Consider the following 23,137-nt stretch of genomic DNA (forward strand, 5'->3'; position numbering starts at 1 on the left):
ATGATTCGTGTGTAGGAAGATCAGCACCTAAGGAGACTTACGAGCATTGAGGAGGATTCCCTATTCAATGCAAGCCAGCATCAAATCGCGGGCAAAAAAAAACCCGGAAATCCTCACTTGCGTGGGCCTTCCGGATTTTCTAAACCGCCAAAAATGGTGGGTCGTGTGGGATTCGAACCTACGACCAATTGGTTAAAAGCCAACTGCTCTACCAACTGAGCTAACGACCCGCTGTGTTGTGGCGCGTATAATACTGATTTCTAAGGATTATTCAACACCTTATTTTAAATAAATCAAAAATAACGCGTTGGGTCCGTAATTCCGGCCATTTTGAAGCCTTCTGCACGCAGTCGGCAGCTGTCGCATTTCCCACAAGCACGGCCGTCATCGTCTGCCTGATAGCAGGAAACAGTCAGCGAATAATCGACGCCAAGCCCTACGCCAGCCTTCACGATATCGGCCTTGCTGAGGTTTTGCAGCGGCGCCAGGATACGGAAGCCCTGCCCCTCTACCCCGGCCTTGGTCGCCAGGTTGGCCATGCGTTCGAACGACTCGATGAACTCTGGGCGGCAATCCGGGTAGCCGGAATAATCCACTGCGTTGACGCCGATAAAGATATCGCGGGCATTCAGCACTTCCGCCCAGCCAAGGGCCAGGGACAGGAACACGGTGTTGCGCGCCGGGACGTAGGTGATCGGGATGCCTTCGCTGGGTGCTTCCGGCACGTCGATGCTGCTGTCGGTGAGCGCCGAGCCGCCGATGCCGTTGAGATTCAGGCCAATGACCTTGTGCTCGGCCACACCCATGTCGCGGGCGACGCGGGCAGCGGCGTTCAGCTCGGCGCGATGGCGCTGGCCGTAGTCGAAGCTCATGGTGTAGCAGGTGTAGCCTTCAGCCTGCGCCATGGCCACCACCGTGGCGGAGTCGAGGCCGCCGGACAGCAGGATTACCGCACGTTTTTGATCAATCGGTTGTTCAGTCATTTCAGCGTCCTGGCTCGTCGTTCCAAAGGTATTTATGCAGTTGCAGTTGCAGACGGACCGGTAGGTTATCAGCCACCACCCAGTCGGCCAGGTCGCGTGCGTTCAGGTCGTGATGGCTTGGAGAGAACAGCACCTCGCCCGCGCGGCGGTCCAGGCCGTACTGGATCAGCTTGGAGCTCGCCCAGTCGTAATCGTCGCGGGAACAGATCACGAACTTGACCTGGTCGTTGGCCGTCAGCAGGTCCAGGTTCTCGTAGAGGTTGCGATGTGCCTCTTTGGAGCCGGGGGTCTTGAGATCGACCACTCGGCTTACACGCGGGTCCACCGCGGAAATATCCAGGGCGCCGCTGGTTTCCAGGGACACCTCGTAACCGGCGTCACACAGCTGCTTGAGCAAAGGGATGGCGTTGGGTTGCGCCAACGGCTCACCGCCGGTCACGCAGACGTAGCGCGGCCGGTAACCGGCAACCTGTTCAAGGATGTCTTCAAGGGTTCGCACGGTGCCGCCACTGAAGGCGTAGGCGCTGTCACAGTACTGGCAACGCAGGGGGCAACCGGTCAGGCGCACAAATACTGTGGGCAGGCCGGCCGTTCGCGTTTCACCCTGTAACGAGTAAAAAACTTCGGTGATGCGTAATGTGTCTTGCATAGTCGCCACGGGCGTAACAGCTAAACAGGCTGTCCGCCTCCGTCAGGCACTTCAAGGAATTCCGCCAACGCGTAAACCCCAGGAAGCGTGTTTCATAAAAGGGCGTGGATTCTAACGAAAAAACCCGCGCCAGGCGCGGGTTTCTTCTAAACGGACAGCATCGCTTACAAGCGCTGCAGGTCGCGTTGAGCCAACTGGGCAGCGGAAGTCCCCGGATACTGGGCAACGACCTGCTGCAGAATGCCTTTGACCTTGTCGGTGTGACCCAGGCGGCGTTCTACGTCAGCGAGTTTGTACAGCGAATCCGGCACCTTGGCGTGCTTGGGGTACAGCTGGCTGACCTTGGCAAATGCCTGGCCCGCCCCCTGCAGATCACCCTTTGCCAGGTTTACCTCACCCAGCCAGTACTGGGCGTTGCCCGCGTACTGACTGTTTGGGTAACGACCGAGGAATGCGGTGAAGGCCTTGCTGGCCTTGTCGAAATCCTTGGCCTTGATCAGGTCGAAGGCTGCATCGTAATACAGTTTTTCCTTCGCCGGATCACCCGGTTCGCTGCTGGCGGCAGGGGCTGCGGCGGCGGCCCCTGCTGCACCACCACCGGCGGCGGCACTTGGCGCGCCACCGGCAGAAGAATTATCAGGAGTAGCGGCAGGTGTAACGCCGGCTCCTATGCGTCGATCAAGATCCTGGTATCGCTCCAGGCCTTCTTGCTTCAGCTGGTTCACTTGATTCTGCAGAACTTCAATGGCGCCTTGTTGCTGCGACAATTGATCCTGCATGCGTTGCAACTGGTTGAACAGTTCGCCCTGTGCCGAGGGAGCGGACGTAGCCGCCCCCCCAGCATAGGCGCCGTTCGTGCCATAACCTGCTGGCGGATAACTGCTCCCGCTATTGTTATAGCCTGAGTTGCTATCTTCCACAGGAACCGCAGCCCACACCGCAAGCGGCGCGAGGCTGAGAGCCAATACAGTTAGAGCACGACGGCACGTTCGCATGACGAATTACTTACGCAGTTCGACGCGACGGTTTTGAGCCCAGGACTGCTCGTCGTGGCCAGTAGCAACTGGACGCTCTTTACCGTAGGAAACCAGTTCCAGTTGGCCTGGAGCAACACCTTGCAGTACCAGATAGCGCTGAACGGCTTTCGCACGACGCTCGCCCAGTGCCATGTTGTACTCGCGAGTACCACGTTCGTCGGTGTTACCTTCCAGAACAACGCGAGCGCCGTTAGCTTTCAGGTCCTTCGCGTGAACGTCCAGAGCGCGCATGGCTTCTGGTTTCAGGTCCGAACTGTCGTATTCGAAGTAGAAAGTGGTGATTGCGCGCAGAGCAGCTTCTTCGCTCAGGGAGCCGTCAACTGCACCAGTGTTGGCGCCATAACCAGCGTTTGGATCAACAGCTGCGCCTTCACCGGCATTGTCGCCGCCTTTAGACGAGCAACCAACGGCTACGGACAGAGCCAGAGCCAGAGCAGCAAACTTACCAAACTTCAGCATTTCCATCGTGAAACTCCTAATGAACCCCAGTGTGTTAAGCAAATCATGTAGCGCCGCGTCAGTTCAGGTAAGGGGACCAGGATGGTTCTCTGACTTCGCCTTGTGCGGTAGGAAGCGGGAGCCTTACGCGTCCATTAATGGACACGAGCATCAAGACTCCCCGGCCCTGCTGGCGGGTGGCGTAGATTACCATGGTGCCGTTGGGCGCAACAGTGGCTGACTCATCTAGGTTGGTATCTGTAAGGATTTTTACGGTTCCGCGCTGCAAATCCTGGGCCGCAACCCGGAAATTAGTGAAACCATCCTGACGGTGAATCATCACCAACGTCTTTTCATCAGCCGAAAGCTTAGGGTTGGCGTTGTAGTTACCAATAAAGGTCACGCGTTCCGCGCCACCGCCACCCACGCTCGTTTTATAAATTTGAGGCTTGCCGCCACGGTCGGAGGTGAAATAGATGGTCGAACCATCTTTACCCCAGAACGGTTCGGTGTTGATACCAGGACCGCTGGTCACGCGGCTGATCTGGCGCGAAGCCATGTTCATCACGTAGATATCCGGGTTGCCGTCCTTGGACAGCACGAAAGCCAGGCGCGAACCATCCGGCGACCAGGCTGGCGCACCGTTGAGGCCTTCGAAGTTGGTGATCTGCTCACGACGGCCAGTATCGATGTGCTGGACGAAGATGCGCGGACGCTTCTGCTCGAAGGACACGTAGGCAATGCGCTTGCCGTCCGGCGCGAAGCGCGGCGACAGGATTGGTTCACGCGATTGCAGCAAGGTCACAGCGCGCGCGCCGTCATAGTCGGAACGCTGCAGCGTGTAGCGCGTGTTGTCTACGGAGAAACGCTCGGCCGTTACATACAGCAGACGTGTCGAGAAAGCCCCCTTGATACCGGTGAGCTTTTCAAACGACTGGTCCGAGATGTAGTGGGCCATGTCGCGCAGTTGTTCGGCGGTGCCCGATACGCTGCCGGTCAAGACCTGCTGCTCGGTCGCCACGTTGAACAAGGCGTACTGGATCTGCAGGCGACCGCCGGCCGGCACGATGCTGCCGACCATCAGGTACTGGGCACCCACGGCTTTCCAGTCGCGGAAGATGACTTCGCTGGCCTGGGTCGGCTGGCTGATCATGTTGCCTTTGGGAATCGGCGCGTAGTAACCGGAGTTGCGCAGGTCGTCGCTGACGATCTGGGCCATGTCGTCCGGCAACACGCTGCCGCCCTGCCAGCCGAACGGTACAACGGCGATCGGGGTGGCCCGATCGCTACCGCTGGTGACCAGGATGTTCTTTTCATCCGCCGCCGCTATCCCTGCCATACAGCAAATAACGACAAGCATTCCTCGAAGAAGGTTTCTCACAAGGCTAAATCCTCAGGTGTGAATGTCATCTTGAATGAACGATAGGGAGCGAAGTCGCTTGGTTTCATTCCCTGCATCTCGGTCAACCGGCCAATATTCTTGACCGCCGCGACCGCCGAACTGTCGAACGAACCGTCACCACTGGACTTGGCCACGCTGACCGAAGTCACCGTACCGTCCGGCAACATGCCGATCTGCAGCACTACTGTCATGCCTTTGCGTGCCGAAGGCGGACGTGTCCAGCCTTCTGCTGCCCGCGCCCGAATCAGGTCGTCGAAACTGCCCGCGACTTCATCGCCACGTTCATCGGCCAAGGCTTGCTGACGCTGCGGCGTGTCGGAGAGCAAATCTGCCAAGGCCTGGGCCTTTTTCTCTTCGGCGGATTTACGCGCTGCTTCCTGGGCCTTTTTCTTGGTGGCATCGGCGGCAGCTTTCTTCTTCGCGTCGTCGGCGATTTTCTTCTTCGCCTCGTCTGCTTCAGCTTTTTTCTTGGCGTCTTCGGCGGCTTTCTTCTTCGCGTCTTCGACTATCTTTTTCTTGGCGTCTTCAGCGGCCTTTTTCTTGGCCTCTTCTTCGGCAGCTTTCTTGGCTTCTTCTTCAGATTTCTTCTTGGCTATATCAGCCAATTGTTTCTCTTCGGCTTTTTTAGCTTCGGCAGCTTTCTCGGCTTTCTTGGCTTCATCAGCCTTTTTCGCCTCGTCAGCCTTCTTCGCTTCGTCAGCCTTCTTCGCTTCGTCAGCCTTTTTCGATTCCTCGGCCTTTTGAGCCGCCTCTTCTTTCTTTTGTTCCGCAGCAGCCTTCACTGCTTCCTGCTCGACCTTCTTCTGTTCCATCTGCTCGACTTCAGTCTGGCGCGCAGCCGACTTCTGGGCCTCACCCGCAATCTTCTGATTGGTCTGGGTAGTGGCCTGACTTTTCGATTTCAGCTGATACAGGGTCGCCTGCACGATCGGCTTGGCTGGCGGCAGGTCCGGGGTCATGGCAAAGCTGACGAACAGCATGCCAAACACCAGGACGTGCAGGGCAATTGCCCAGACGCTAGGCCAGAAGTAGCTTTCCGAGGCGGACGGCTCTCGCTGTTGGTGCATCAGGGCGCCTCGGTAATCAAGCCAACGTTACCGACGCCGGCCTTCTGCAGCCCGCCCATGGCGCCCATGACGGAACCGTAGTCGACCGACTTGTCGCCGCGGATGAACACCTGGGTGTGCTTGCCGCCTTCGTTGCCGGAGCGAATGATCTTGGTCACCGCATCGGTCATCGCCGGCAAGGTCAGGGCCTTGTCCTGTTGTTTCTGCGTATCGACTTCACTGCCAAGGTTCCAGTAGTAGGTCTTGTCAGCCTTGATCGAAATCGTCAGCACCTGGGTGTTGTTGTCCTGGGGCAAGGCTTCGCTGGAAACCTTGGGCAGATCAACCTTCACACCCTGGTTGAGCATCGGCGCGGTCACCATGAAGATCACCAGCAGCACCAGCATCACGTCGATGTAAGGCACTACGTTCATCTCGGCGACCGGCTTGCGCTTGGTTCGTGCTCGAGTGATTAAAGCCATCGGGGAGTACCTGCTTATTCTTCGCTGGTGTGCACTTTACGGTGCAGGATCGCCTGGAATTCGTCGGCGAAGGTGTAGTAACGGCTGATCAGGGTCTCACCGCGCGCGGCGAAGCGGTTGTAGGCGATAACCGCCGGGATCGCAGCGAACAGGCCGATCGCGGTGGCGACCAGGGCTTCGGCGATACCCGGGGCCACGGTGGCCAGGGTCGCTTGCTGGGCCTGGGCCAGGCCGCGGAAGGAGTTCATGATCCCCCACACGGTACCGAACAGACCGATGTACGGGCTGACGGAACCCACGGTGGCGAGGAACGGCAGGCTCTGCTCCAGCTTCTCTTCTTCGCGGGAGATGGCCACGCGCATGGCACGGGCCACGCCTTCCATGACCGCTTCCGGATCGACGCCCGGCTGCTGGCGCAGGCGCGAGAACTCCTTGAAGCCGGCACGGAAGATCTGCTCGACGCCCGAATCCGGGTCAGGGTTGCTACCGGCCTGGCGATACAGTTTGGACAGGTCGATACCCGACCAGAAGCGCTCTTCGAAGCTCTCCAGGGCACGTCGACCGGCACGCAGCAGGTTGCTGCGCTGAAAAATCATGACCCAGGATGTAACCGATGCGGCTAACAGGATCAGCATCACCAGTTGAACCACAACACTGGCATTACTGACCAGGCTCCACATGGAGGAATGGTCGACGACGGTAGGTTCCACGCTAAATCTCCTGCTTTGATTGTTTACCCGCGCCGCTCACGGCGGCAAAGGCCGCACGTAGAGTTTCGGGAATGGCCCGAGGTTTCAAACTATTGGGGCGCACACACGCCACCAGGAACTGCCCCTCACAGAGCAGCGTTGCATCCGCAGCCCGCCTGACCTGCTGTTTAAAGCGCAGGCTGACACGGTTCAATTCGATTACTTCAGCGCTGACCAGCAGCTCATCGTCCAATCGCGCCGGCGCGTAATAACGCGCCTCGCTGGAATGCACGACAAACAACAGGTCCTCCCCTGCCAGCTGGGATTGGGCAAAGCCCAGCTCCCGTAGCCGCTCGGTTCGAGCCCGCTCCATGAACTTGAGGTAATTGACGTAATACACGATGCCGCCAGCATCGGTGTCCTCGTAATAAACGCGACAGCGATGTGCGAACGACTGATCCCCGTTTTGCGCGCGCATACTCTAGTGCTTACTCCTCAGGTTGCCAATCCGGCTGGGCAACTGTTTTTTCATTCTATGAAACATTTCTAACGACTGAATGACGACGCCAGCCACTAGGACAGCACAAACCTTGAATAAATCGACCCGAGTGACCTTTTTAATCGTCCACTGCATCGAGGAATTCGTCTAGCACGGGCATCTCGCCCAATCGTGACGGAATGTTTAGCCCAAAGTGCAAATAGGCATGGCGGGTAACCACCCGGCCCCTTGGTGTACGCATGATGTAGCCCTGCTGGATCAGGTACGGCTCCAGCACGTCCTCAATGGTATGGCGCTCTTCACTGATGGCCGCTGCCAGGCTGTCCACGCCCACCGGGCCACCGTCGAATTTCTCGATCATGGTCAACAGTAGCCGTCGATCCTGGTGATCGAAGCCGTGCTCATCCACGTCCAGCAGGTTCAACGCCAGGTCGGCCACGACCTTGGTGATATGGCCCTTGGCTCGCACTTCGGCAAAATCGCGCACGCGCCGCAGCAAGCGGTTGGCGATCCGTGGCGTGCCCCGCGCCCGCCGGGCGATTTCAAACGCGCCTTCGGGGTCCAGGGGCAAGCCGAGAATGCCGGCCGAACGGCTGACGATGGTCGCCAGGTCTGCGGTGCTATAGAACTCTAGACGTTGGACGATGCCGAAACGGTCTCGCAACGGGTTAGTCAGCATGCCCGCGCGCGTGGTCGCGCCCACCAGGGTGAACGGCGGCAGGTCGAGCTTGATCGAGCGGGCCGCGGGGCCTTCACCGATCATGATGTCGAGCTGGAAGTCTTCCATCGCCGGGTACAGCACTTCCTCGACGATGGGCGACAGGCGGTGGATTTCGTCGATGAACAGCACGTCGTGCGGTTCGAGGTTGGTCAGCAGCGCCGCGAGGTCGCCCGGACGCTCCAGCACCGGGCCGGAGGTGGACTTGATCGACACCCCCATTTCCTGGGCGATGATGTTGGCCAGGGTGGTTTTACCCAACCCCGGCGGGCCGAAGATCAAGGTGTGGTCCAAGGATTCACTGCGCCCACGCGCAGCCTGGATGAACAACTCCATCTGCTCGCGCACGGTGGGCTGGCCGATGTAGTCGGCCAGGCTCAGGGGGCGGATGGCGCGGTCCTGGACTTCTTCACGGTCACGGGGGCCGGTGGCCGCGATCAGACGATCAGCTTCAATCACTTAAATCATTCCCTTCAGGGCTCGGCGGATCATGTCTTCGCTGCTCAGGTTCTTGTCCTTGATGGCCGACACCGCTTTACTGGCTTCCTGCGGCTTGTAGCCCAGGGAAATCAGCGCGCTGACCGCATCGCTTTCGGCACTGGCCACCTGGGCCGCCGGCTGGTTCGGCTGGTTCGGCACCAGGGCGAACATGCTCGGCACGACTTCCCAGGCTTTGAAACGGTCCTTGAGCTCCACCAGCAGGCGTTCGGCGGTTTTCTTGCCGACCCCCGGCACCTTGGTCAGCGCCGAGGTGTCCTGGGCCGACACCGCGCGTACCAGTTCATCCACTTCCAGGCTCGACATCAGCGCCAGGGCCAGTTTCGGCCCTACGCCATTGAGGCGAATCAATTCGCGGAAGAAGTCCCGGTCACGCTTGCCAATGAAGCCATAGAGCAGTTGCGCATCTTCGCGCACCACAAGGTGAGTATGCAGGGTCAATGGCTCGCCAACCGACGGAAGGCGATACAGGGTGGTCATGGGCACTTCCAGCTCATACCCCAGCCCGTTGACATCCAGAATCAGGTGCGGCGGCTGTTTCTCAGCCAGGGTGCCGCGCAAGCGTCCAATCACGGTTCAGATCCTTAAAGCTTGGGGGTCAGATCGAGGCCTGACCGCAAATAACGATTGCGCCGATGCTATCAGAGACGCAGCCGCCCGCCACGACTACGTGCCGCCCCCAGGCCGTGAGGCAGCAGGCTGGAACGGGTATGCGCGTGGCAAATGGCGATGGCCAGGGCGTCGGAGGCGTCGATCTGCGGCTTGGAGGTGAGTTTGAGCATGTGCATGACCATCATCTGCACCTGCTCTTTATTGGCCGCGCCGGTGCCGACCACGGCCTGCTTGACCTGGGTGGCGGTGTACTCGGCGATTTCCATGGCCTCCTCGGCACCGGCGACGATGGCGGCGCCACGGGCCTGGCCGAGCTTGAGAGCCGAGTCGGCGTTTTTGGCCATGAACACCTTTTCGATCCCCATGGTCACCGGCTTGTAGGTCTGGATCACTTCACGCACGCCGCGATAGACGATCTGCAGGCGCTCGGCCAACTCGCCCGCACCGGTGCGGATGCAGCCCGAGGCGACATACACGCAGCCGCGCGGGGTGTGTTGCACCACACCAAAACCGGTGATGCGCGAACCGGGGTCGATACCTAGAATTAAAGTCATAACGCCTGCAGGTCGGGTAAACACAATTTTTGATACAGGTAAAATCCAATGTGGGAGGGGGCTTGCTCCCGATTACGGTGGTTCAGTCGATTCATAAATGACTGACACACCGTAATCGGGAGCAAGCCCCCTCTCACATTTAGATCCACATCGTCCGTCAGCCTAGCTGCTCGGCGACCGACTCTGGAATGTCAGCATTCGAGTAGACGTTCTGCACGTCATCCAGGTCCTCGAGCATATCCAGCATCTTCAGCACTTTCTGCGCGCCGTCCAGGTCCAGTTCGGCGCTGGTGGTCGGCAGCATCACGATTTCTGCGTCGGTGCCTTTGAAACCAGCGGTTTCCAACGCGTTACGCACCGCATAGAACCCGGCGAACGAGGTGAACACATCGATCGAGCCGTCTTCATTGGTCACCACGTCGTCGGCATCCGCTTCCATCGCGGCTTCCATCAACGCGTCTTCATCCACGCCCGGCGCGAAGGAAATCTGGCCCTTGCGCTCGAACAGGTAGGCCACCGAGCCGTCCGTGCCGAGGTTGCCACCGCACTTGCTGAACGCATGACGCACCGCCGCGGCAGTACGGTTGCGGTTATCGGTCATGCACTCGACCATCACCGCCACGCCGCCCGGGCCGTAGCCTTCGTAGGTCAGCTCGACCATGTCGTCGGTATCGGCCGCACCGGCGCCACGGGCCACGGCGCGGTCGATGATGTCGCGACTCATGTTGGCGCCGAGGGCCTTGTCCAGCGCCAGGCGCAGACGCGGGTTGGAGCCTGGGTCACCGCCGCCCTGGCGGGCGGCGACGGTCAGTTCGCGAATCCACTTGGTGAAGATCTTGCCTTTCTTGGCATCCTGACGCTCTTTGCGGTGCTTGATGTTCGCCCACTTGGAATGGCCAGCCATAACACAACTCCGAAATTCTCTAGAAACCTTATCAACCCCGCCCCAGGCGGGATACAACCCTTGTAACGCAAAGGCGCATCCGAAGATGCGCCTTTTTGACTGCGTAAAACCTTATCGCGCTTTCACGCAGCGGCCTTACTCAGCCTTTGGCGCCTCGCGCAGGCGGATATGCAGCTCGCGCAGTGCCTTGGCATCCACAACACCTGGCGCCTGGGTCATGACGTCCGCAGCGCTCTGGGTTTTCGGGAAGGCGATCACTTCACGGATCGACTGGGCGCCGGTCATCAGCATCACCAGACGGTCCAGGCCAAAGGCCAGGCCGCCGTGGGGCGGTGCGCCGTACTTCAGGGCGTCGAGCAGGAAGCCGAATTTCTCTTCCTGTTCGGCTTCGTTGATGCCCAGCAGACGGAATACCGCTTGCTGCATTTCCTTGCGGTGGATACGGATCGAACCGCCACCCAGCTCAGTGCCGTTCAAGACCATGTCGTAGGCCCGGGACAGAGCGCCCGCCGGGTTGGCTTCGAGCTCTTCCGGCGAGCACTTCGGCGCGGTGAACGGGTGGTGCAAGGCGCTGAAGCTGCCGTCGTCGTTCTCTTCGAACATCGGGAAGTCGACGACCCACATCGGTGCCCACTTGCAGGTCAGCAGGTTCAGGTCGTGGCCCAGCTTGATCCGCAGCGCGCCCAGGGCTTCGCTGACGATCTTGGCCTTGTCGGCGCCGAAGAACACGATGTCACCGTCGACTGCGCCCACGCGATCGAGGATCACATTGAGGTTGGCTTCCGGGATGTTTTTCACGATCGGCGACTGCAGGCCGTCAACGCCCTTGGCACGCTCGTTGACCTTGATGTACGCCAGGCCCTTGGCACCGTAGATGCCGACGAACTTGGTGTAGTCGTCGATCTGCTTGCGCGGCATGCTCGCACCGCCAGGCACGCGCAGGGCGGCGATGCGGCATTTCGGGTCGTTGGCCGGGCCGCTGAACACCTTGAAGTCGACGTCCTTGAGTTGGTCGGCCACGTCCACCAGTTCCAGCGGGATACGCAGGTCAGGCTTGTCGGAACCGTAGCGGCGCATGGCTTCTTCGAAGGTCATGTGCGGGAATTCGCCGAATTCCAGGTCCAGCACTTCCTTGAACAGGTTGCGGATCATTTGTTCGGTGATACCCATGATCTCTTTTTCATCGAGGAAGCTGGTCTCGATGTCGATCTGGGTGAATTCAGGCTGGCGATCGGCGCGCAGGTCTTCGTCACGGAAGCACTTGGCGATCTGGTAGTAACGGTCGAAGCCGGCCACCATCAGCAGTTGCTTGAACAGCTGCGGCGATTGCGGCAGGGCGAAGAAACTGCCGGCGTGGGTACGGCTCGGCACCAGATAGTCACGCGCGCCTTCCGGGGTGGCACGGGTGAGGATCGGCGTTTCAACGTCGAGGAAGCCGTTTTCATCGAGGAAGCGACGGATGCTGGTGGTCATGCGCGAGCGCAGACGCAGCTTCTCGGCCATTTCCGGGCGACGCAGGTCCAGGAAGCGATAACGCAGGCGGGTTTCTTCGCCAACATCGGAATATTCGTTCAGTGGGAACGGCGGGGTTTCCGACTCGTTCAGCACTTCCAGCTCGTAGCCCAGCACTTCGATCGCGCCGGACGCCATGTTCGGGTTCACCGCACCGGCCGGACGCAGGCGCACCTTGCCGGTGATCTTCACTACGTATTCGCTGCGCACGCGGTCGGCGGCGGCGAAGCTCTCGGCGCGGTCCGGGTCGAACACCACCTGGGCCAGACCATCACGATCACGGATATCGAGGAAGATCACCCCGCCGTGGTCGCGGCGACGGTGAACCCATCCGCAAAGGGTGATTTCCTGACCTTCCAGGGTCTCGTTCAGTTGGCCGCAATAATGGCTGCGCATCATGGTAGTGGTTTCACTTCTCGTAATTCGAAATTCGGTGGCAGGCTTGGCCTCAGTCACCGTACATAAGTCAGGGGACGGATAATGCAGGAGCCTGCGCGTAGAGTTCAACTCAGTCTGCTTTGTCGCCGCCCGCCAGATTCTTCTTCGAGCCGGTCTTGAAGTCGGTCTCGTACCAGCCGCTGCCGCTCAGGCGGAAGCCCGGCATGGACAACATCTTTTTAAGCTCAGGCGCCTTGCAAGCTGGGCAATCGACCAGCGGCGCGTCGCTGATCTTCTGGATGGCTTCCAACTGATGACCACAGGAAGCGCATTGATAGTCGTACATGGGCATGGAGATGTCTCGGCGATCAGATCGTTACTGTGCCGCGCCGGCCTCCGGATAGAGGCCACTGCGCAGAAAGCGCCTGCAGCGGCAAAGCGCGGGATTATATCTGGTAAATCGAGGCAGCGCAGCCGGCTTTCTGCCCGAGGCCCGGCCCGCCTGAACGCCGGGCCAGCCCCGGAACCCCCGGATTACTCGGGATTGGACAGGCAAGCGCGGCCTTTCAATACGTGAACCACGCAGACCACCCTGACCAGCCCGCTGAAGTTCTTCACGCCGCCATAGCGCAAATGCACTTCCCGATCGACATAAGACAACAGCGCACTGACTGAACAGGCATTGAGCCTGGCTATTTCCGTGAGGATATTCCAGTAGATCTGTTCCAGCCGCAGGCAAGTGGAAAACCCATTGAGCCTTACCGATCGGGACAACGGCCGCGCCAGCCCCATATCGAACCCTTTGACAAAGGGGTCGACGTTTATCTTATGAAAACCACAGGTCTCCATCACTCTACTACCCACTCCACGCGACATACACCTGACACTCCATTGCCAAACAGCAGTCCATGGGCTTCTCCCATTGGACAGTGGGCCTATCAAACAGCAGGACGACGGGGGGTAGCCAGAAGACGGGGAGTTGATAGTCGTAGGACAACGCCAGGAAGCACGGAGAAACAAGCGAGCGGCGCCAGGGCCGCCGCCCGAGGTCGGTGTTTACTTGTTTTCGAGTAGGGAACGCAGCATCCACGCAGTTTTTTCGTGAACTTGCATACGCTGGGTCAACAGGTCGGCCGTCGGTTCATCGCTGACCTTATCGAGCAGCGGAAAAATACCGCGCGCGGTACGCGTAACCGCCTCCTGGCCCGCCACCAGTTGCTTGATCATCTCTTCAGCGCTGGGCACGCCCTCTTCTTCCTTGATCGAAGAAAGACGCGCATAGATCGAATAGGCACCCGGCGCCGGGAAGCCCAGGGCACGAATGCGCTCGGCAATCAGGTCCACCGCCAGCGCCAGCTCGTTGTACTGCTCTTCGAACATCAAGTGCAGCGTGCGGAACATGGGGCCCGTGACGTTCCAGTGGAAATTGTGGGTCTTCAGGTACAGTACATAGGTATCGGAAAGCAGACGCGAAAGCCCGTCGACGATGGATTTGCGATCTTCTTCACTGATACCGATATCGATTGCCATGTTTATCCCCTTCAATTGAACAGCATTCATTGATCAGGTGCCGGATCACTCTAGCAAGAGTACCCACTGTGTGCAGCCCGACGCACCGAGGCGACGTGCGGCAAATCGCCCTGCGCGGCCTCGCTGGCCCGCGACGGTAAAGGCTTTAGGCGCGACAGAAAATTTCCCCGACAGCAGGCAAAACGCCTGCAACTGTCTAGGACAAGCGTTTGACGCAGAAATGCCCTGCCCCTTGCAACGCCCGGAAATGCTTGATTTGAGTAGGCACAGCCTTTGCTGTTAAATAGGCAGCGTGTCGCTGCCGTTATTTTCTTCGGCCAGCGCATAGGCTGATACCCGCGCACGTGCCCAACGCCTCCCATTGTTCAGAAGCGAACCGTGCCAGTCAGCTCTTCCTTGTGATCCGTCTTAACGTGAGTTAATCAAAATGTTGAAAATCGTCCACCTGCTAACGGGCGTTGCAGCTTTGCTGCTGTCCTTTATCCCGAGCCTGCAGCCTGAAAGCCTGCCCTACCTGCAACAACATGACGCTCTGTACCTGGCCTTGTTCGGCCTTCTTAACCTGACGCTGGCGCCAGTGATCCCTTACTGGAACAAAGGCACGCGTCATCAACTGCAAAACCTGGTCAGCGCGCTGCTGGTGCTGACTGTTGTCGTACAAACCCTCACCCTCCTGGCACCCATGCCTGAAGTCGGCGGCCACCCGGCCATCCTGCTCAGCCTGGTGATTGCGCTGGTCGCCATCGTTCTTCACCTGGCCATCAGCTTCTACCGTTCGTCCCCTGCGGCCGCGTCGCAAAACTACGACATGACCAATCGGGATACCGGGACCGTCAAGTGGTTCAACACGTCCAAGGGCTTCGGCTTTATTTCCCGCGATTCGGGCGACGATATCTTCGTCCACTTCCGGGCCATCCGTGGCGAAGGCCATCGCGTCCTGGTCGAAGGCCAGCGTGTGGAATTCTCCGTCATGAACCGCGACAAAGGCCTGCAAGCCGAAGATGTGATCGCCGCGTTGCCGCGTCGCTGATTCCAAGCCAGGCAAAAAAAACCGCGATCCGGCACAAGCTGGATCGCGGTTTTTTATTGCGCGGCTATTAATAGTGAGGCGGCGGCGCTTCTTCTTCGGACGACTCGAACTGGCCGCCCATTTCTTCCTGGCGCTTGAGCAGCGCGGTCATCTGCAGCTGCAGGCGTTCGACCGCCCGCTGCTGGGTGACCAGGATGTCGTTGAGGGTTTCGATGGTGTCGTCCTGAAAGGCCAGGCGGCTTTCCAGGTCGGTCACGCGGTCTTGCAGATCCATGGTTCAGTCCTGGCTAAAGATGAAGTCGGCAGGTGACAGCTCGCGCAACCGCGCACGGATCGCTGCCACCTGTTCTTCAGTATACGGCCGGGCCGGATGCTTGCCCCAGACCGGCGCAGGCCAGGCCATGTCATCGCGCTTGCGCACGATCACATGCACATGCAACTGGCTGACAACGTTCCCCAGCGCGCCGATGTTCATCTTGTCGGCGCCGAAACCTTCACTCAGCAATTGCGCAAGGGTTGTCGTTTCATTCCACAGTTTTTGTTGATCTATGACAGACAATTGAAAAACTTCGCTGATACCGTTTATGCGCGGTACCAGAATAAACCAAGGGTAATTCGAGTCATTGGACAGCAGCAGGCGGCACAACGGGAAGTCCCCGATGGTCAGTGTGTCTTGTTGCAGGCGTTGATCTAAGGCGAACACCGCGGGCACTCCGTTCGGCAGGTCAGATTCTGGCGCCCAGCATACCTTCGAACGCCGGCGGCTTCACTTCGAATACAGACGCCAACGCGCATCCCGATAAAAAACCTGCCCCTTTTCGAGGCAGGCGAATAATTGAGCTACGCTGAATCGGGACTCATCGGAGTGCACCAAAATGACCCACTTGTGCTTCAAAGAGATCCGCCAAGTACCCACCCATGAGGGTGAACCGGTAACGTTTCGCGCAGGTACAGGATTCATGCACCACCGAATCAATGGAATGCATGGCCGTCAAGGACAAACTGAACGGCTTGAGAGGCCCGTGTTTATGCGGTTTTTACACCGCAGTGAGGCTTTTCACGAAAAAATGACATTCAGTTACCGGTTTGGGCGCGCTTGTTGCATTCACACCCACATCGTCGGCAACGGCACCCTTCGGGAAGCGGGTGTTTCGCGATAAGAACACTAGCGAGTCAATGCGTATCAAGGATGCATTCAAACTTAGAAAAGGGTTGGAAAACAGCATTGAAGTTGTCAGTTCGGTAACATTCGGACTGTGAATTTGCGACATGGACCTAGCAATTCACGACAGCCTCGTAAAGAAGCTGAAAGGAAAGATGGGTAAGTATCGTCATTAGAGTCAGCGTGATATAACTTTACGCGGACACAAAAAAAGAAAGAGCCGCCCAGATAAAAATACAGGTGGGACGGCAGTACTCTTCCTAAAACCAAAGGAGCAAATCACGATGCGCGTGATGAAGTGGAGCATGATCGCCCTGGCTGTTTCAGCAGGCACCTCGCAGTTCGCAATGGCGTCTGCCCAAGACGATGCCAAGGGCTTCGTTGAAGACAGCACTTTCAGTATCAATACCCGTGCGCTGTATTTCAGCCGCGACAAACGCAACAATGACTCCGGCCAAAGCCGCAGCGAAGAAACCGGTCTTGGTTTCAACGGTCTGTACCAATCGGGCTTCACCCAAGGCACCATCGGTGTCGGCGTCGACGCCATCGGCCTGCTGGGCCTCAAGCTCGATAGCGGCAAGGGCCGTGCTGGCACTGGTCTGTTCCCAACAGGTTCGGATGGTCGTTCGCAAGACGATTATTCTAAAGGCGGCGCGGCGGTCAAATTCCGTCTCTCCAATACCGTGTTGAAGATCGGCGATCAGTACACGACCGCACCGGTATTCGCTTCCGACGATAGCCGCTTGCTGCCTGAGTTGCCGCAAGGTGTCTCGATCACCAGCAACGAGATCAAAGACCTGAAGCTCGAAGCCGGTCACTTCACCTCGAGCGTTGCACAAGCTCAAACCTACAAAGACAGTATTACCGACTTTCCTGGCAACCACGTAGGCCTCAAGGAAGCTAACTTCGTCGGTGGTGTCTACGCGTGGACCCCAGAGTTCACTACCAGCCTCTACTACTCGAAAGTAGAAGACTACTGGAAGAAACTTTACGCCAACGTGAACTGGACCCATGCGCTGAGCGCTGATCAGTCCCTGGCCGTAGACTTCAACATCTACAGCACCAAAAGCGACGGTGCCGGTCTGCAACGCGCAGAAAAAGACGACACCACCAAACTGGATAACCGTGCCTACAGCCTGCAAGGCGCTTACACCTACCAGGCTCACACCTTTACCCTCGCTTACCAGAAAGTTAGCGGTGACGGTGACTACGGTTACGGCATAGATGGCGGCGGCACGGTTTTCCTGGCCAACTCCATCGCCCGTTCCGACTTCAACGCTGAAGACGAGAAATCCTGGCAAGCTCGCTACGACCTGAACATGGCCACCTTCGGCGTGCCAGGCCTGAGCTTCATGACTCGTTACGTCAACGGTAGCGGCGCCAACACTGGCACCACGTCGAACGGCAAAGAGTGGGAACGCGACATCGAAGCCAAGTACGTGATCCAGAGCGGCCCAGCGAAAGACCTGAGCCTTGCGTGTACGCCAAGCGACTTATCGCTCGTCTGACGGCGTGTACTACGGTTCGTCGTCGATCGACGAACTGCGTCTGATCGCGCAATACCCGCTGAACATCTTGTAATTGCCAGTTCGATTACAACGATGACTTAAGGCTTCGGCCTTAAATTAAAAGCCGCTCCCCTGCATGCAAGGGAGCGGCTTTTTTATTGCAGTATTATTTCATCAGCAAAATAACTAGCAAGCTAACTAACGAGATTGACGCGCCCGCACTAAACCTGACCTTTCAGCCAAGTTGAGTGCCAGTGTTTCCCATTACTTCGCCGCTGTTTCCTGCATCACCCGAATAACCCGCTGCGGAAATGGAATATCGATCCCCGCCGCTTTCAAGCGATCACGCGCCAGTTCATTGAACATGAACATCACGTCCCAATAATCCGCCGTCTTGGTCCAGCACCGCAAAGACACTGTGATCGAACTGTCGCCCAAGGTCGAAACCACGGCCACTGCCGCCGGGTCAGCCAATACACGCGGGTCTTTTGCCAGTTCCAGCAACACTTCGCGGGCTTTCTGCAGGTCGGCCTCGTAGTCCACCCCCACATCAAACACCACCTTGCGGGTAGGCTGACGGTTGGTGTTGGTGATGATGCCGTTGGAGAGGATGCCGTTCGGCACGATCACGGTCTTGTTGTCGCCGGTGCGCAGCACGGTGTGGAAGATCTGGATGCTGTCGACGGTACCGGACGTACCTTGGGCTTCGATCCAGTCGCCGATGCGGAACGGGCGGAACAACAGAATCAGCACGCCGCCGGCGAAGTTGGCCAGGCTGCCCTGCAAGGCCAGGCCGATGGCCAGGGTCGCGGCACCGATGGCGGCGACGAACGAGGTGGTTTCCACGCCGATCATCGAGGCCACGCTGACGATCAGCATGACCTTCAGCACGATGTTCGCCAGGCTGGTGATGAAGTGCTGCAGCGCCAGGTCCGCGTTACGGATGGCCAGCAAACGCCCCACTCTGTGGGTCAGGCGGTTGATCAGCCACCAGCCGATGGCCAGGGTAATCACGGCCAGCAATACCCGGCTGCCGTATTCCATGATCATCGGGATCCACGACTGGGAGGTCTTGATCAGGTGATCCACTTCAGCGTTCAAATCCATCTACATTCTCCTGTTTGCCGGATGTACGGCGTTTTTTGTGCCCACTAACGCAATTGAGCCCCGAAGGGCTCAATGGCAGGCGCAGGTTCTGGGGCGTGGGACGTCAAAAACGGCCGCAGGTTCCCCAAAGTGCCATCAGTCGCGGAAGTTATTGAACTGCAGCGGCATCTCGAAGGTCTTGGCGCGCAGGGCAGCGATGGCCTCTTGCAGGTCGTCACGTTTCTTGCCGGTGACGCGCACCTGCTCACCCTGGATGGCGGCCTGGACTTTCAGCTTGGCGTCCTTGATATGCGCCACGATCTTCTTCGCCAGTTCCTTGTCGATGCCTTCCTTGAGGACGGCTTCCTGCTTCATCAGCTTGCCGGACGCGTAGGCGTCCTTGACTTCAAGGCACTGCACGTCGATCTTGCGCTTGACCAGGGCGAGCTTGAGGATCTCGATCATCGCTTCCAGCTGGAAATCGGCTTCAGCGGTCAGGTTGACGGTCAGTTCCTTTTCCTTGAATTCGAAACTGCCCTTGCCTTTCAAGTCATAGCGACGGTCCAGTTCCTTGACGGCGTTCTCGACGGCGTTGGTGACTTCGTGTTTGTCCAGTTCGGATACCACGTCGAACGAAGGCATGTCATTTCTCCAATATAAGGGGCGGGCTCAGTAGAGATGGAGCGCGCCCAAGCTAAAATGCCGGGGCATTATAGCGGTTCTTTCGCCCCATTCGCTGTGAGCGACCCTACGGAGCACAAACTGATGTCGACCACCTGGCATATTCTCGGCGCCGGCAGCCTCGGCACGCTGTGGGCCACCCGCCTGGCCCGCGCCGGCCTGCCGGTGAAGCTGATCCTGCGCGATGCGGCACGCCTGGCCAGCTACCAGGCGGCCGACGGGCTGACCCTGGTGGAGCACGGCGTAGCGCACACTTACCCGGTACTCGGCGAAACGCCTGACTGCCCTGAGCCGATCCATCGCCTGCTGGTGGCGTGCAAAGCCTACGACGCCCAAAGCGCCGTCGCACACCTGCAATCGCGTCTCGCGCCCGGCGTCGAATTGATCCTGCTGCAGAACGGCCTGGGCAGCCAGGACGCCGTCGCCGCGCAATATCCCCAGGCCCGCTGCATTTTTGCCTCCAGCACCGAAGGCGCGTTTCGCGACGGCGATTGGCGCGTGGTGTTTGCCGGCCACGGCTACACCTGGCTGGGGGACGCCAGTCACCCCACGGCCCCGGTGTGGCTGGACGACTTGCGCGCCGCCGGCATCCCTCACGAATGGAGCAGCGACATTCTTACGCGCCTGTGGCGCAAGCTCGCACTCAATTGCGCCATCAACCCGCTGACCGTGCTGTACCAATGCCGCAATGGCGGCCTGCAAGCCCATCAGTGTGAAGTCGCAACCTTGTGCGCCGAACTCACCGAGCTACTGCAATGCTGCGGCCAGCCGGCAGCGGCGCAAGACCTGCAGACGGAAGTGGAACGGGTGATCCAGGCCACGGCGGCCAATTACTCTTCGATGTACCAGGACGTGGCCAGCGCGCGGCGCACCGAAATCAGCTACCTGCTGGGCTACGCCTGCCAGGCCGCCGCTCGGCATCGGCTGACGCTGCCGCATCTGCAACAGGTGTACACGCGCCTCGTCGACCAACTGGTTGCACGCGGATTGCCCCGCGACTGAGGCACGCGCTACCCTGCCCACTCGTCTATTACCTGTGAAACCCCTGATGCCACTGCGCCAGCGTCTTGAAAACCTACCGGTAGGGCAGAAACTGCTGGCCGCCCTGCTGGTGCTGCTGACCACTGTGTTACTGGTGGCCAACCTGACTTTTATCAGCGCCGCTTACTGGATCTCCCAGGAGAGCATGGCGCCCCAGGCGCTGCAGGCGATTGGCCGGCTGGTGTCCAACCCGGCGCTTGCCGCCGAAGCCCTTGAGTCTCCGGCCAAGGCCGACGCCCTGCTCAATGAGCTGACCAGCTATTCGCCGCTGCGCGCAGCCGCGTTGTACGACGCCGAGGGCAACCGCCTGGCGCAGATGCAACACGGCGACCGCCTGCACCTGCCGGGCAACTACCGGGATATCGAAGCCTGGCGCCTCACCGAATTTCGCAGTAACCAAGTCATCACCCTGCCCCGCCCCGGCCAGCCTTCCGGGCATTTGTTGCTGGTGGCCAGCAGTGAGCTACCGGTGGCGTTCTATACCGGCACACTGACGGCGAGCCTGGGCATCCTGATTTTCAGCGTACTGCTGTGGCTGGTCATCGCCCGGCAGATCAAACGCCTGATCACCCGGCCGATCCATGAGCTGGAAGAGCTGTCGCGCCAGGTCACCCGCGAAGAGAACTACGCCCTGCGCGCCGGCCGTGGCAACCATGACGAGATCGGCAGCCTGGCCGAAGCCTTCAACACCATGCTGTCGCGCATTGAGGCCCGCGAGCAGCAGCTCAAGCGCGCGCGCGATGAGTCCCAGGCGGCTTACGACCAGGCACAGGGCCTGGCCGAAGAAACCCGCCATACCAACCGCAAGCTGGAGCTGGAAGTCCAGGTGCGCAGCAAGATCGAGAAAAAACTCACCGGCTTCCAGAACTATCTCAACAGCATCATCGACTCGATGCCCTCGGCGCTGATCGCCCTGGATGAACAGCTCTATGTCACCCAGTGGAACCAGGAAGCCACCGCACTTTCCGGCACGCGCCTGGATGAAGCGCTGAACCAGCCGATCTACCTCGCTTTCCAACCGCTCAAACCCTATCTGCCGCAGATCAAGGCCACGGTCGAGCAACACACGGTGGAGCGCATCGAGCGTGTCACCTGGGTCAAGGACGATGAATCCAAGCATTACGCCCTGACGTTCTATCCGCTGATGGGCGGCGCCGGGCGCGGTGTGGTGATCCGGATCGATGACATCACCCAGCGCCTGTCCCTGGAAGAAATGATGGTGCAGTCGGAAAAGATGCTCTCCGTCGGCGGCCTTGCTGCGGGTATGGCGCATGAAATCAACAACCCGCTGGGGGCGATCCTGCATAACGTGCAGAACATCCGCCGCCGGCTGTCCCCCGACCTGCCCAAGAACCTGGAACACGCCGAACAAGTGGGCATCGAACTGCAGACGGTCAACCGTTACCTGCAAAGCCGCGAAGTCCCACAATTGCTCGACGGTATCCAGCAGGCCGGCGCGCGGGCGGCGAAAATCGTCACCCACATGCTCAGTTTCAGCCGGCGCAGCAATCGGCAGATGGCACCGTGTGATTTGCCGGCGCTGATCGACCAGGCGGTGGAAATCGCCGGCAACGACTTTGACCTGGCGATCGGCTTCGACTTCAAGGGCCAGGCGATCATCCGCCAGTTCGACCCGCAGCTCGGCCCGGTGCCCGGCACCGCCAACGAGTTGGAACAGGTGCTGCTCAACCTGCTGAAAAACGCGGCGCAGGCCATTCACCAGCGCGAAGACGACCGCGAGCCGGGGCGCATCATCCTGCGCACCCGCCTCAACCCGCCCTGGGCGGAGATCCAGGTCGAAGACAACGGCATCGGCATGAGCGAGAACGTGCGCAAACGCACCTTCGAGCCATTCTTCACCACCAAGGAAATCGGCCAGGGCACCGGGCTGGGGTTGTCGGTGTCGTACTTCATCATCACCAATAACCACAAAGGGCAGATGGAAGTGCATTCCACCCTGGGCCAAGGCACCTGCTTCACGTTGCGCCTGCCCCTGGCCGGCAGCCAATTGTCCCCCGCTGAACTTACCCAACTGGAGCACTGATCATGGGCTTTCGCCTGTCGAAGATTTACACCCGTACCGGCGACCAGGGTGAAACCGGGCTCGGCGACGGTCGCCGCGTGCCCAAGGACCACCCGCGGGTGGAAGCCATCGGCGAAGTCGACACGTTGAACAGTCAGTTGGGCTTGCTGCTGGCCGGCCTTGAAGAGCAAAGCGGCAAGCATCCGCACCTGAAGGACGTGATCGAAGTGCTGACGCCTTGCCAGCATCGTCTGTTCGACCTCGGCGGCGAGCTGGCGATGCCGGTGTACAAAGCGCTGAACGCCGCGGAGGTGAATCGGCTGGAGGCAGCGATTGATCGCTGGAACGAAGAGGTCGGGGCGCTGGAGAACTTCATCTTGCCCGGTGGCTCAGCGCTGATCGCCCAGGCCCACGTGTGCCGCAGCGCAGCACGCAGTGCCGAGCGCCGCTGTCAGCACCTGAATGCGGTTGAACCGTTGGAGGGGGTGGCTTTGGCGTATATCAACCGGCTGTCGGATTTGCTGTTTGTGGCGGCGCGGGTAATTGCCAAGCGCCAGGGTGTGGCGGAGATTTTGTGGCAGGCGGCGGCCAAACCCCACTGATTATCAGGTGTCTGGTCTGGCGCCATCGCGGGCAAGCCCACTCCCACATTGGAAGGTGTTCACAAATCCAAAT

General features: G+C 59.3%; 25 protein-coding genes, 1 tRNA gene and 1 pseudogene. 5 read left to right on the plus strand and 22 right to left on the minus strand.

The features are described 5' to 3' along the window. Window positions 1-154: 154 nt before the first annotated feature. From TU80_RS11735 to TU80_RS11820, 18 genes are all read right to left on the minus strand, one after another. Window positions 155-230, minus strand: a tRNA-Lys gene (locus TU80_RS11735). A gap of 63 nt (window positions 231-293) precedes the next feature. Then, window positions 294-968 carry a 7-cyano-7-deazaguanine synthase QueC gene (gene queC, locus TU80_RS11740; RefSeq protein ID WP_162231531.1) on the minus strand — a complete coding sequence of 225 codons (675 nt, stop codon included), beginning with the start codon at window positions 966-968 and terminating at the stop codon, window positions 294-296. A gap of 16 nt (window positions 969-984) precedes the next feature. Next, window positions 985-1,632, minus strand: a complete 648-nt coding sequence (gene queE, locus TU80_RS11745; RefSeq protein ID WP_017847133.1) for a 7-carboxy-7-deazaguanine synthase QueE — start codon at window positions 1,630-1,632, stop codon at window positions 985-987. A 164-nt stretch (window positions 1,633-1,796) separates the two neighbouring features. Further along, on the minus strand, window positions 1,797-2,627 hold the full coding sequence (ybgF, locus tag TU80_RS11750) for a tol-pal system protein YbgF (protein ID WP_057004527.1): 831 nt from the start codon (window positions 2,625-2,627) through the stop codon (window positions 1,797-1,799). 6 nt (window positions 2,628-2,633) lie between these two features. After that, window positions 2,634-3,134: a peptidoglycan-associated lipoprotein Pal gene (pal, locus tag TU80_RS11755; RefSeq protein WP_003209827.1), complete on the minus strand. Its 501-nt coding sequence runs from the start codon at window positions 3,132-3,134 to the stop codon at window positions 2,634-2,636. Between the two features lie 52 nt (window positions 3,135-3,186). Continuing rightward, window positions 3,187-4,467: a Tol-Pal system beta propeller repeat protein TolB gene (gene tolB / locus TU80_RS11760; RefSeq protein WP_046382256.1), complete on the minus strand. Its 1,281-nt coding sequence runs from the start codon at window positions 4,465-4,467 to the stop codon at window positions 3,187-3,189. A gap of 17 nt (window positions 4,468-4,484) precedes the next feature. Further along, the gene (gene tolA / locus TU80_RS11765) at window positions 4,485-5,576 is read right to left on the minus strand and encodes a cell envelope integrity protein TolA (protein ID WP_057004528.1); all 1,092 of its coding nucleotides are present in this window, start codon (window positions 5,574-5,576) and stop codon (window positions 4,485-4,487) included. Next, window positions 5,576-6,028 (minus strand): protein TolR, encoded by a 453-nt coding sequence (gene tolR / locus TU80_RS11770; protein WP_160384999.1) that lies wholly within the window; start codon window positions 6,026-6,028, stop codon window positions 5,576-5,578. Before tolR ends, tolA begins: the two co-directional genes overlap by 1 nt. Window positions 6,029-6,051: 23 nt before the next feature. Then, complete coding sequence (tolQ, locus tag TU80_RS11775; protein WP_017847129.1) at window positions 6,052-6,747, minus strand: protein TolQ; 696 nt, start codon at window positions 6,745-6,747, stop codon at window positions 6,052-6,054. 1 nt (window position 6,748) lies between these two features. Further along, window positions 6,749-7,204, minus strand: a complete 456-nt coding sequence (gene ybgC / locus TU80_RS11780; protein WP_046382255.1) for a tol-pal system-associated acyl-CoA thioesterase — start codon at window positions 7,202-7,204, stop codon at window positions 6,749-6,751. 139 nt (window positions 7,205-7,343) lie between these two features. Continuing rightward, the gene (ruvB, locus tag TU80_RS11785) at window positions 7,344-8,402 is read right to left on the minus strand and encodes a Holliday junction branch migration DNA helicase RuvB (RefSeq protein ID WP_057004529.1); all 1,059 of its coding nucleotides are present in this window, start codon (window positions 8,400-8,402) and stop codon (window positions 7,344-7,346) included. Continuing rightward, window positions 8,403-9,014, minus strand: a complete 612-nt coding sequence (ruvA, locus tag TU80_RS11790; protein ID WP_017847126.1) for a Holliday junction branch migration protein RuvA — start codon at window positions 9,012-9,014, stop codon at window positions 8,403-8,405. It lies immediately after the preceding gene. 68 nt (window positions 9,015-9,082) lie between these two features. Beyond that, a complete protein-coding gene (gene ruvC / locus TU80_RS11795; RefSeq protein ID WP_017847125.1) occupies window positions 9,083-9,607 on the minus strand; it encodes a crossover junction endodeoxyribonuclease RuvC in 525 nt (174 codons plus the stop codon). A 157-nt stretch (window positions 9,608-9,764) separates the two neighbouring features. After that, window positions 9,765-10,511 (minus strand): YebC/PmpR family DNA-binding transcriptional regulator, encoded by a 747-nt coding sequence (locus tag TU80_RS11800; protein ID WP_017847124.1) that lies wholly within the window; start codon window positions 10,509-10,511, stop codon window positions 9,765-9,767. A gap of 135 nt (window positions 10,512-10,646) precedes the next feature. After that, complete coding sequence (aspS, locus tag TU80_RS11805; RefSeq protein WP_017847123.1) at window positions 10,647-12,422, minus strand: aspartate--tRNA ligase; 1,776 nt, start codon at window positions 12,420-12,422, stop codon at window positions 10,647-10,649. Window positions 12,423-12,531: 109 nt separating this feature from the next. Further along, window positions 12,532-12,753: an FmdB family zinc ribbon protein gene (locus TU80_RS11810; RefSeq protein ID WP_026140049.1), complete on the minus strand. Its 222-nt coding sequence runs from the start codon at window positions 12,751-12,753 to the stop codon at window positions 12,532-12,534. Between the two features lie 182 nt (window positions 12,754-12,935). Continuing rightward, the gene (locus TU80_RS11815; protein WP_017847121.1) at window positions 12,936-13,277 is read right to left on the minus strand and encodes a ribbon-helix-helix domain-containing protein; all 342 of its coding nucleotides are present in this window, start codon (window positions 13,275-13,277) and stop codon (window positions 12,936-12,938) included. Window positions 13,278-13,457: 180 nt separating this feature from the next. Next, complete coding sequence (locus tag TU80_RS11820; RefSeq protein ID WP_057004530.1) at window positions 13,458-13,931, minus strand: Dps family protein; 474 nt, start codon at window positions 13,929-13,931, stop codon at window positions 13,458-13,460. A gap of 427 nt (window positions 13,932-14,358) precedes the next feature. On the opposite strand from TU80_RS11820, the gene TU80_RS33695 reads away from it, so the two are divergent. Continuing rightward, a complete protein-coding gene (locus TU80_RS33695) occupies window positions 14,359-14,961 on the plus strand; it encodes a cold-shock protein (protein ID WP_010566142.1) in 603 nt (200 codons plus the stop codon). 67 nt (window positions 14,962-15,028) lie between these two features. Here the strand turns inward: TU80_RS33695 and TU80_RS11830 are convergent, their stop codons facing one another. Continuing rightward, on the minus strand, window positions 15,029-15,235 hold the full coding sequence (locus TU80_RS11830; RefSeq protein WP_017847119.1) for a SlyX family protein: 207 nt from the start codon (window positions 15,233-15,235) through the stop codon (window positions 15,029-15,031). 3 nt (window positions 15,236-15,238) lie between these two features. Then, window positions 15,239-15,664 carry an HIT domain-containing protein gene (locus TU80_RS11835; protein WP_046382253.1) on the minus strand — a complete coding sequence of 142 codons (426 nt, stop codon included), beginning with the start codon at window positions 15,662-15,664 and terminating at the stop codon, window positions 15,239-15,241. A 743-nt stretch (window positions 15,665-16,407) separates the two neighbouring features. Between TU80_RS11835 and TU80_RS11840 the strand changes: the two are divergent. Beyond that, window positions 16,408-17,704, plus strand: a pseudogene (locus tag TU80_RS11840) (OprD family porin). A 191-nt stretch (window positions 17,705-17,895) separates the two neighbouring features. Here TU80_RS11840 and TU80_RS11845 read toward each other — a convergent pair. Next, window positions 17,896-18,738: a mechanosensitive ion channel family protein gene (locus tag TU80_RS11845; RefSeq protein ID WP_017847116.1), complete on the minus strand. Its 843-nt coding sequence runs from the start codon at window positions 18,736-18,738 to the stop codon at window positions 17,896-17,898. A gap of 135 nt (window positions 18,739-18,873) precedes the next feature. Continuing rightward, on the minus strand, window positions 18,874-19,359 hold the full coding sequence (locus TU80_RS11850; protein ID WP_017847115.1) for a YajQ family cyclic di-GMP-binding protein: 486 nt from the start codon (window positions 19,357-19,359) through the stop codon (window positions 18,874-18,876). A gap of 123 nt (window positions 19,360-19,482) precedes the next feature. Between TU80_RS11850 and TU80_RS11855 the strand changes: the two genes are divergently transcribed. Genes TU80_RS11855 through TU80_RS11865 form a run of 3 tightly spaced genes read left to right on the plus strand, consistent with a single transcriptional unit; the run spans window position 19,483 to window position 23,064 of the window. After that, window positions 19,483-20,400, plus strand: coding sequence for a putative 2-dehydropantoate 2-reductase (locus TU80_RS11855; RefSeq protein ID WP_057004531.1), 918 nt, complete (start codon window positions 19,483-19,485; stop codon window positions 20,398-20,400). A gap of 46 nt (window positions 20,401-20,446) precedes the next feature. Then, a complete protein-coding gene (locus tag TU80_RS11860) occupies window positions 20,447-22,483 on the plus strand; it encodes a sensor histidine kinase (RefSeq protein ID WP_026140048.1) in 2,037 nt (678 codons plus the stop codon). A gap of 2 nt (window positions 22,484-22,485) precedes the next feature. Continuing rightward, window positions 22,486-23,064, plus strand: coding sequence for a cob(I)yrinic acid a,c-diamide adenosyltransferase (locus TU80_RS11865; RefSeq protein ID WP_017847112.1), 579 nt, complete (start codon window positions 22,486-22,488; stop codon window positions 23,062-23,064). Window positions 23,065-23,137: the final 73 nt, after the last annotated feature.

The organism is Pseudomonas veronii (assembly GCF_001439695.1).
In the GTDB taxonomy this organism is placed as follows: Bacteria; Pseudomonadota; Gammaproteobacteria; order Pseudomonadales; family Pseudomonadaceae; genus Aquipseudomonas; species Aquipseudomonas veronii.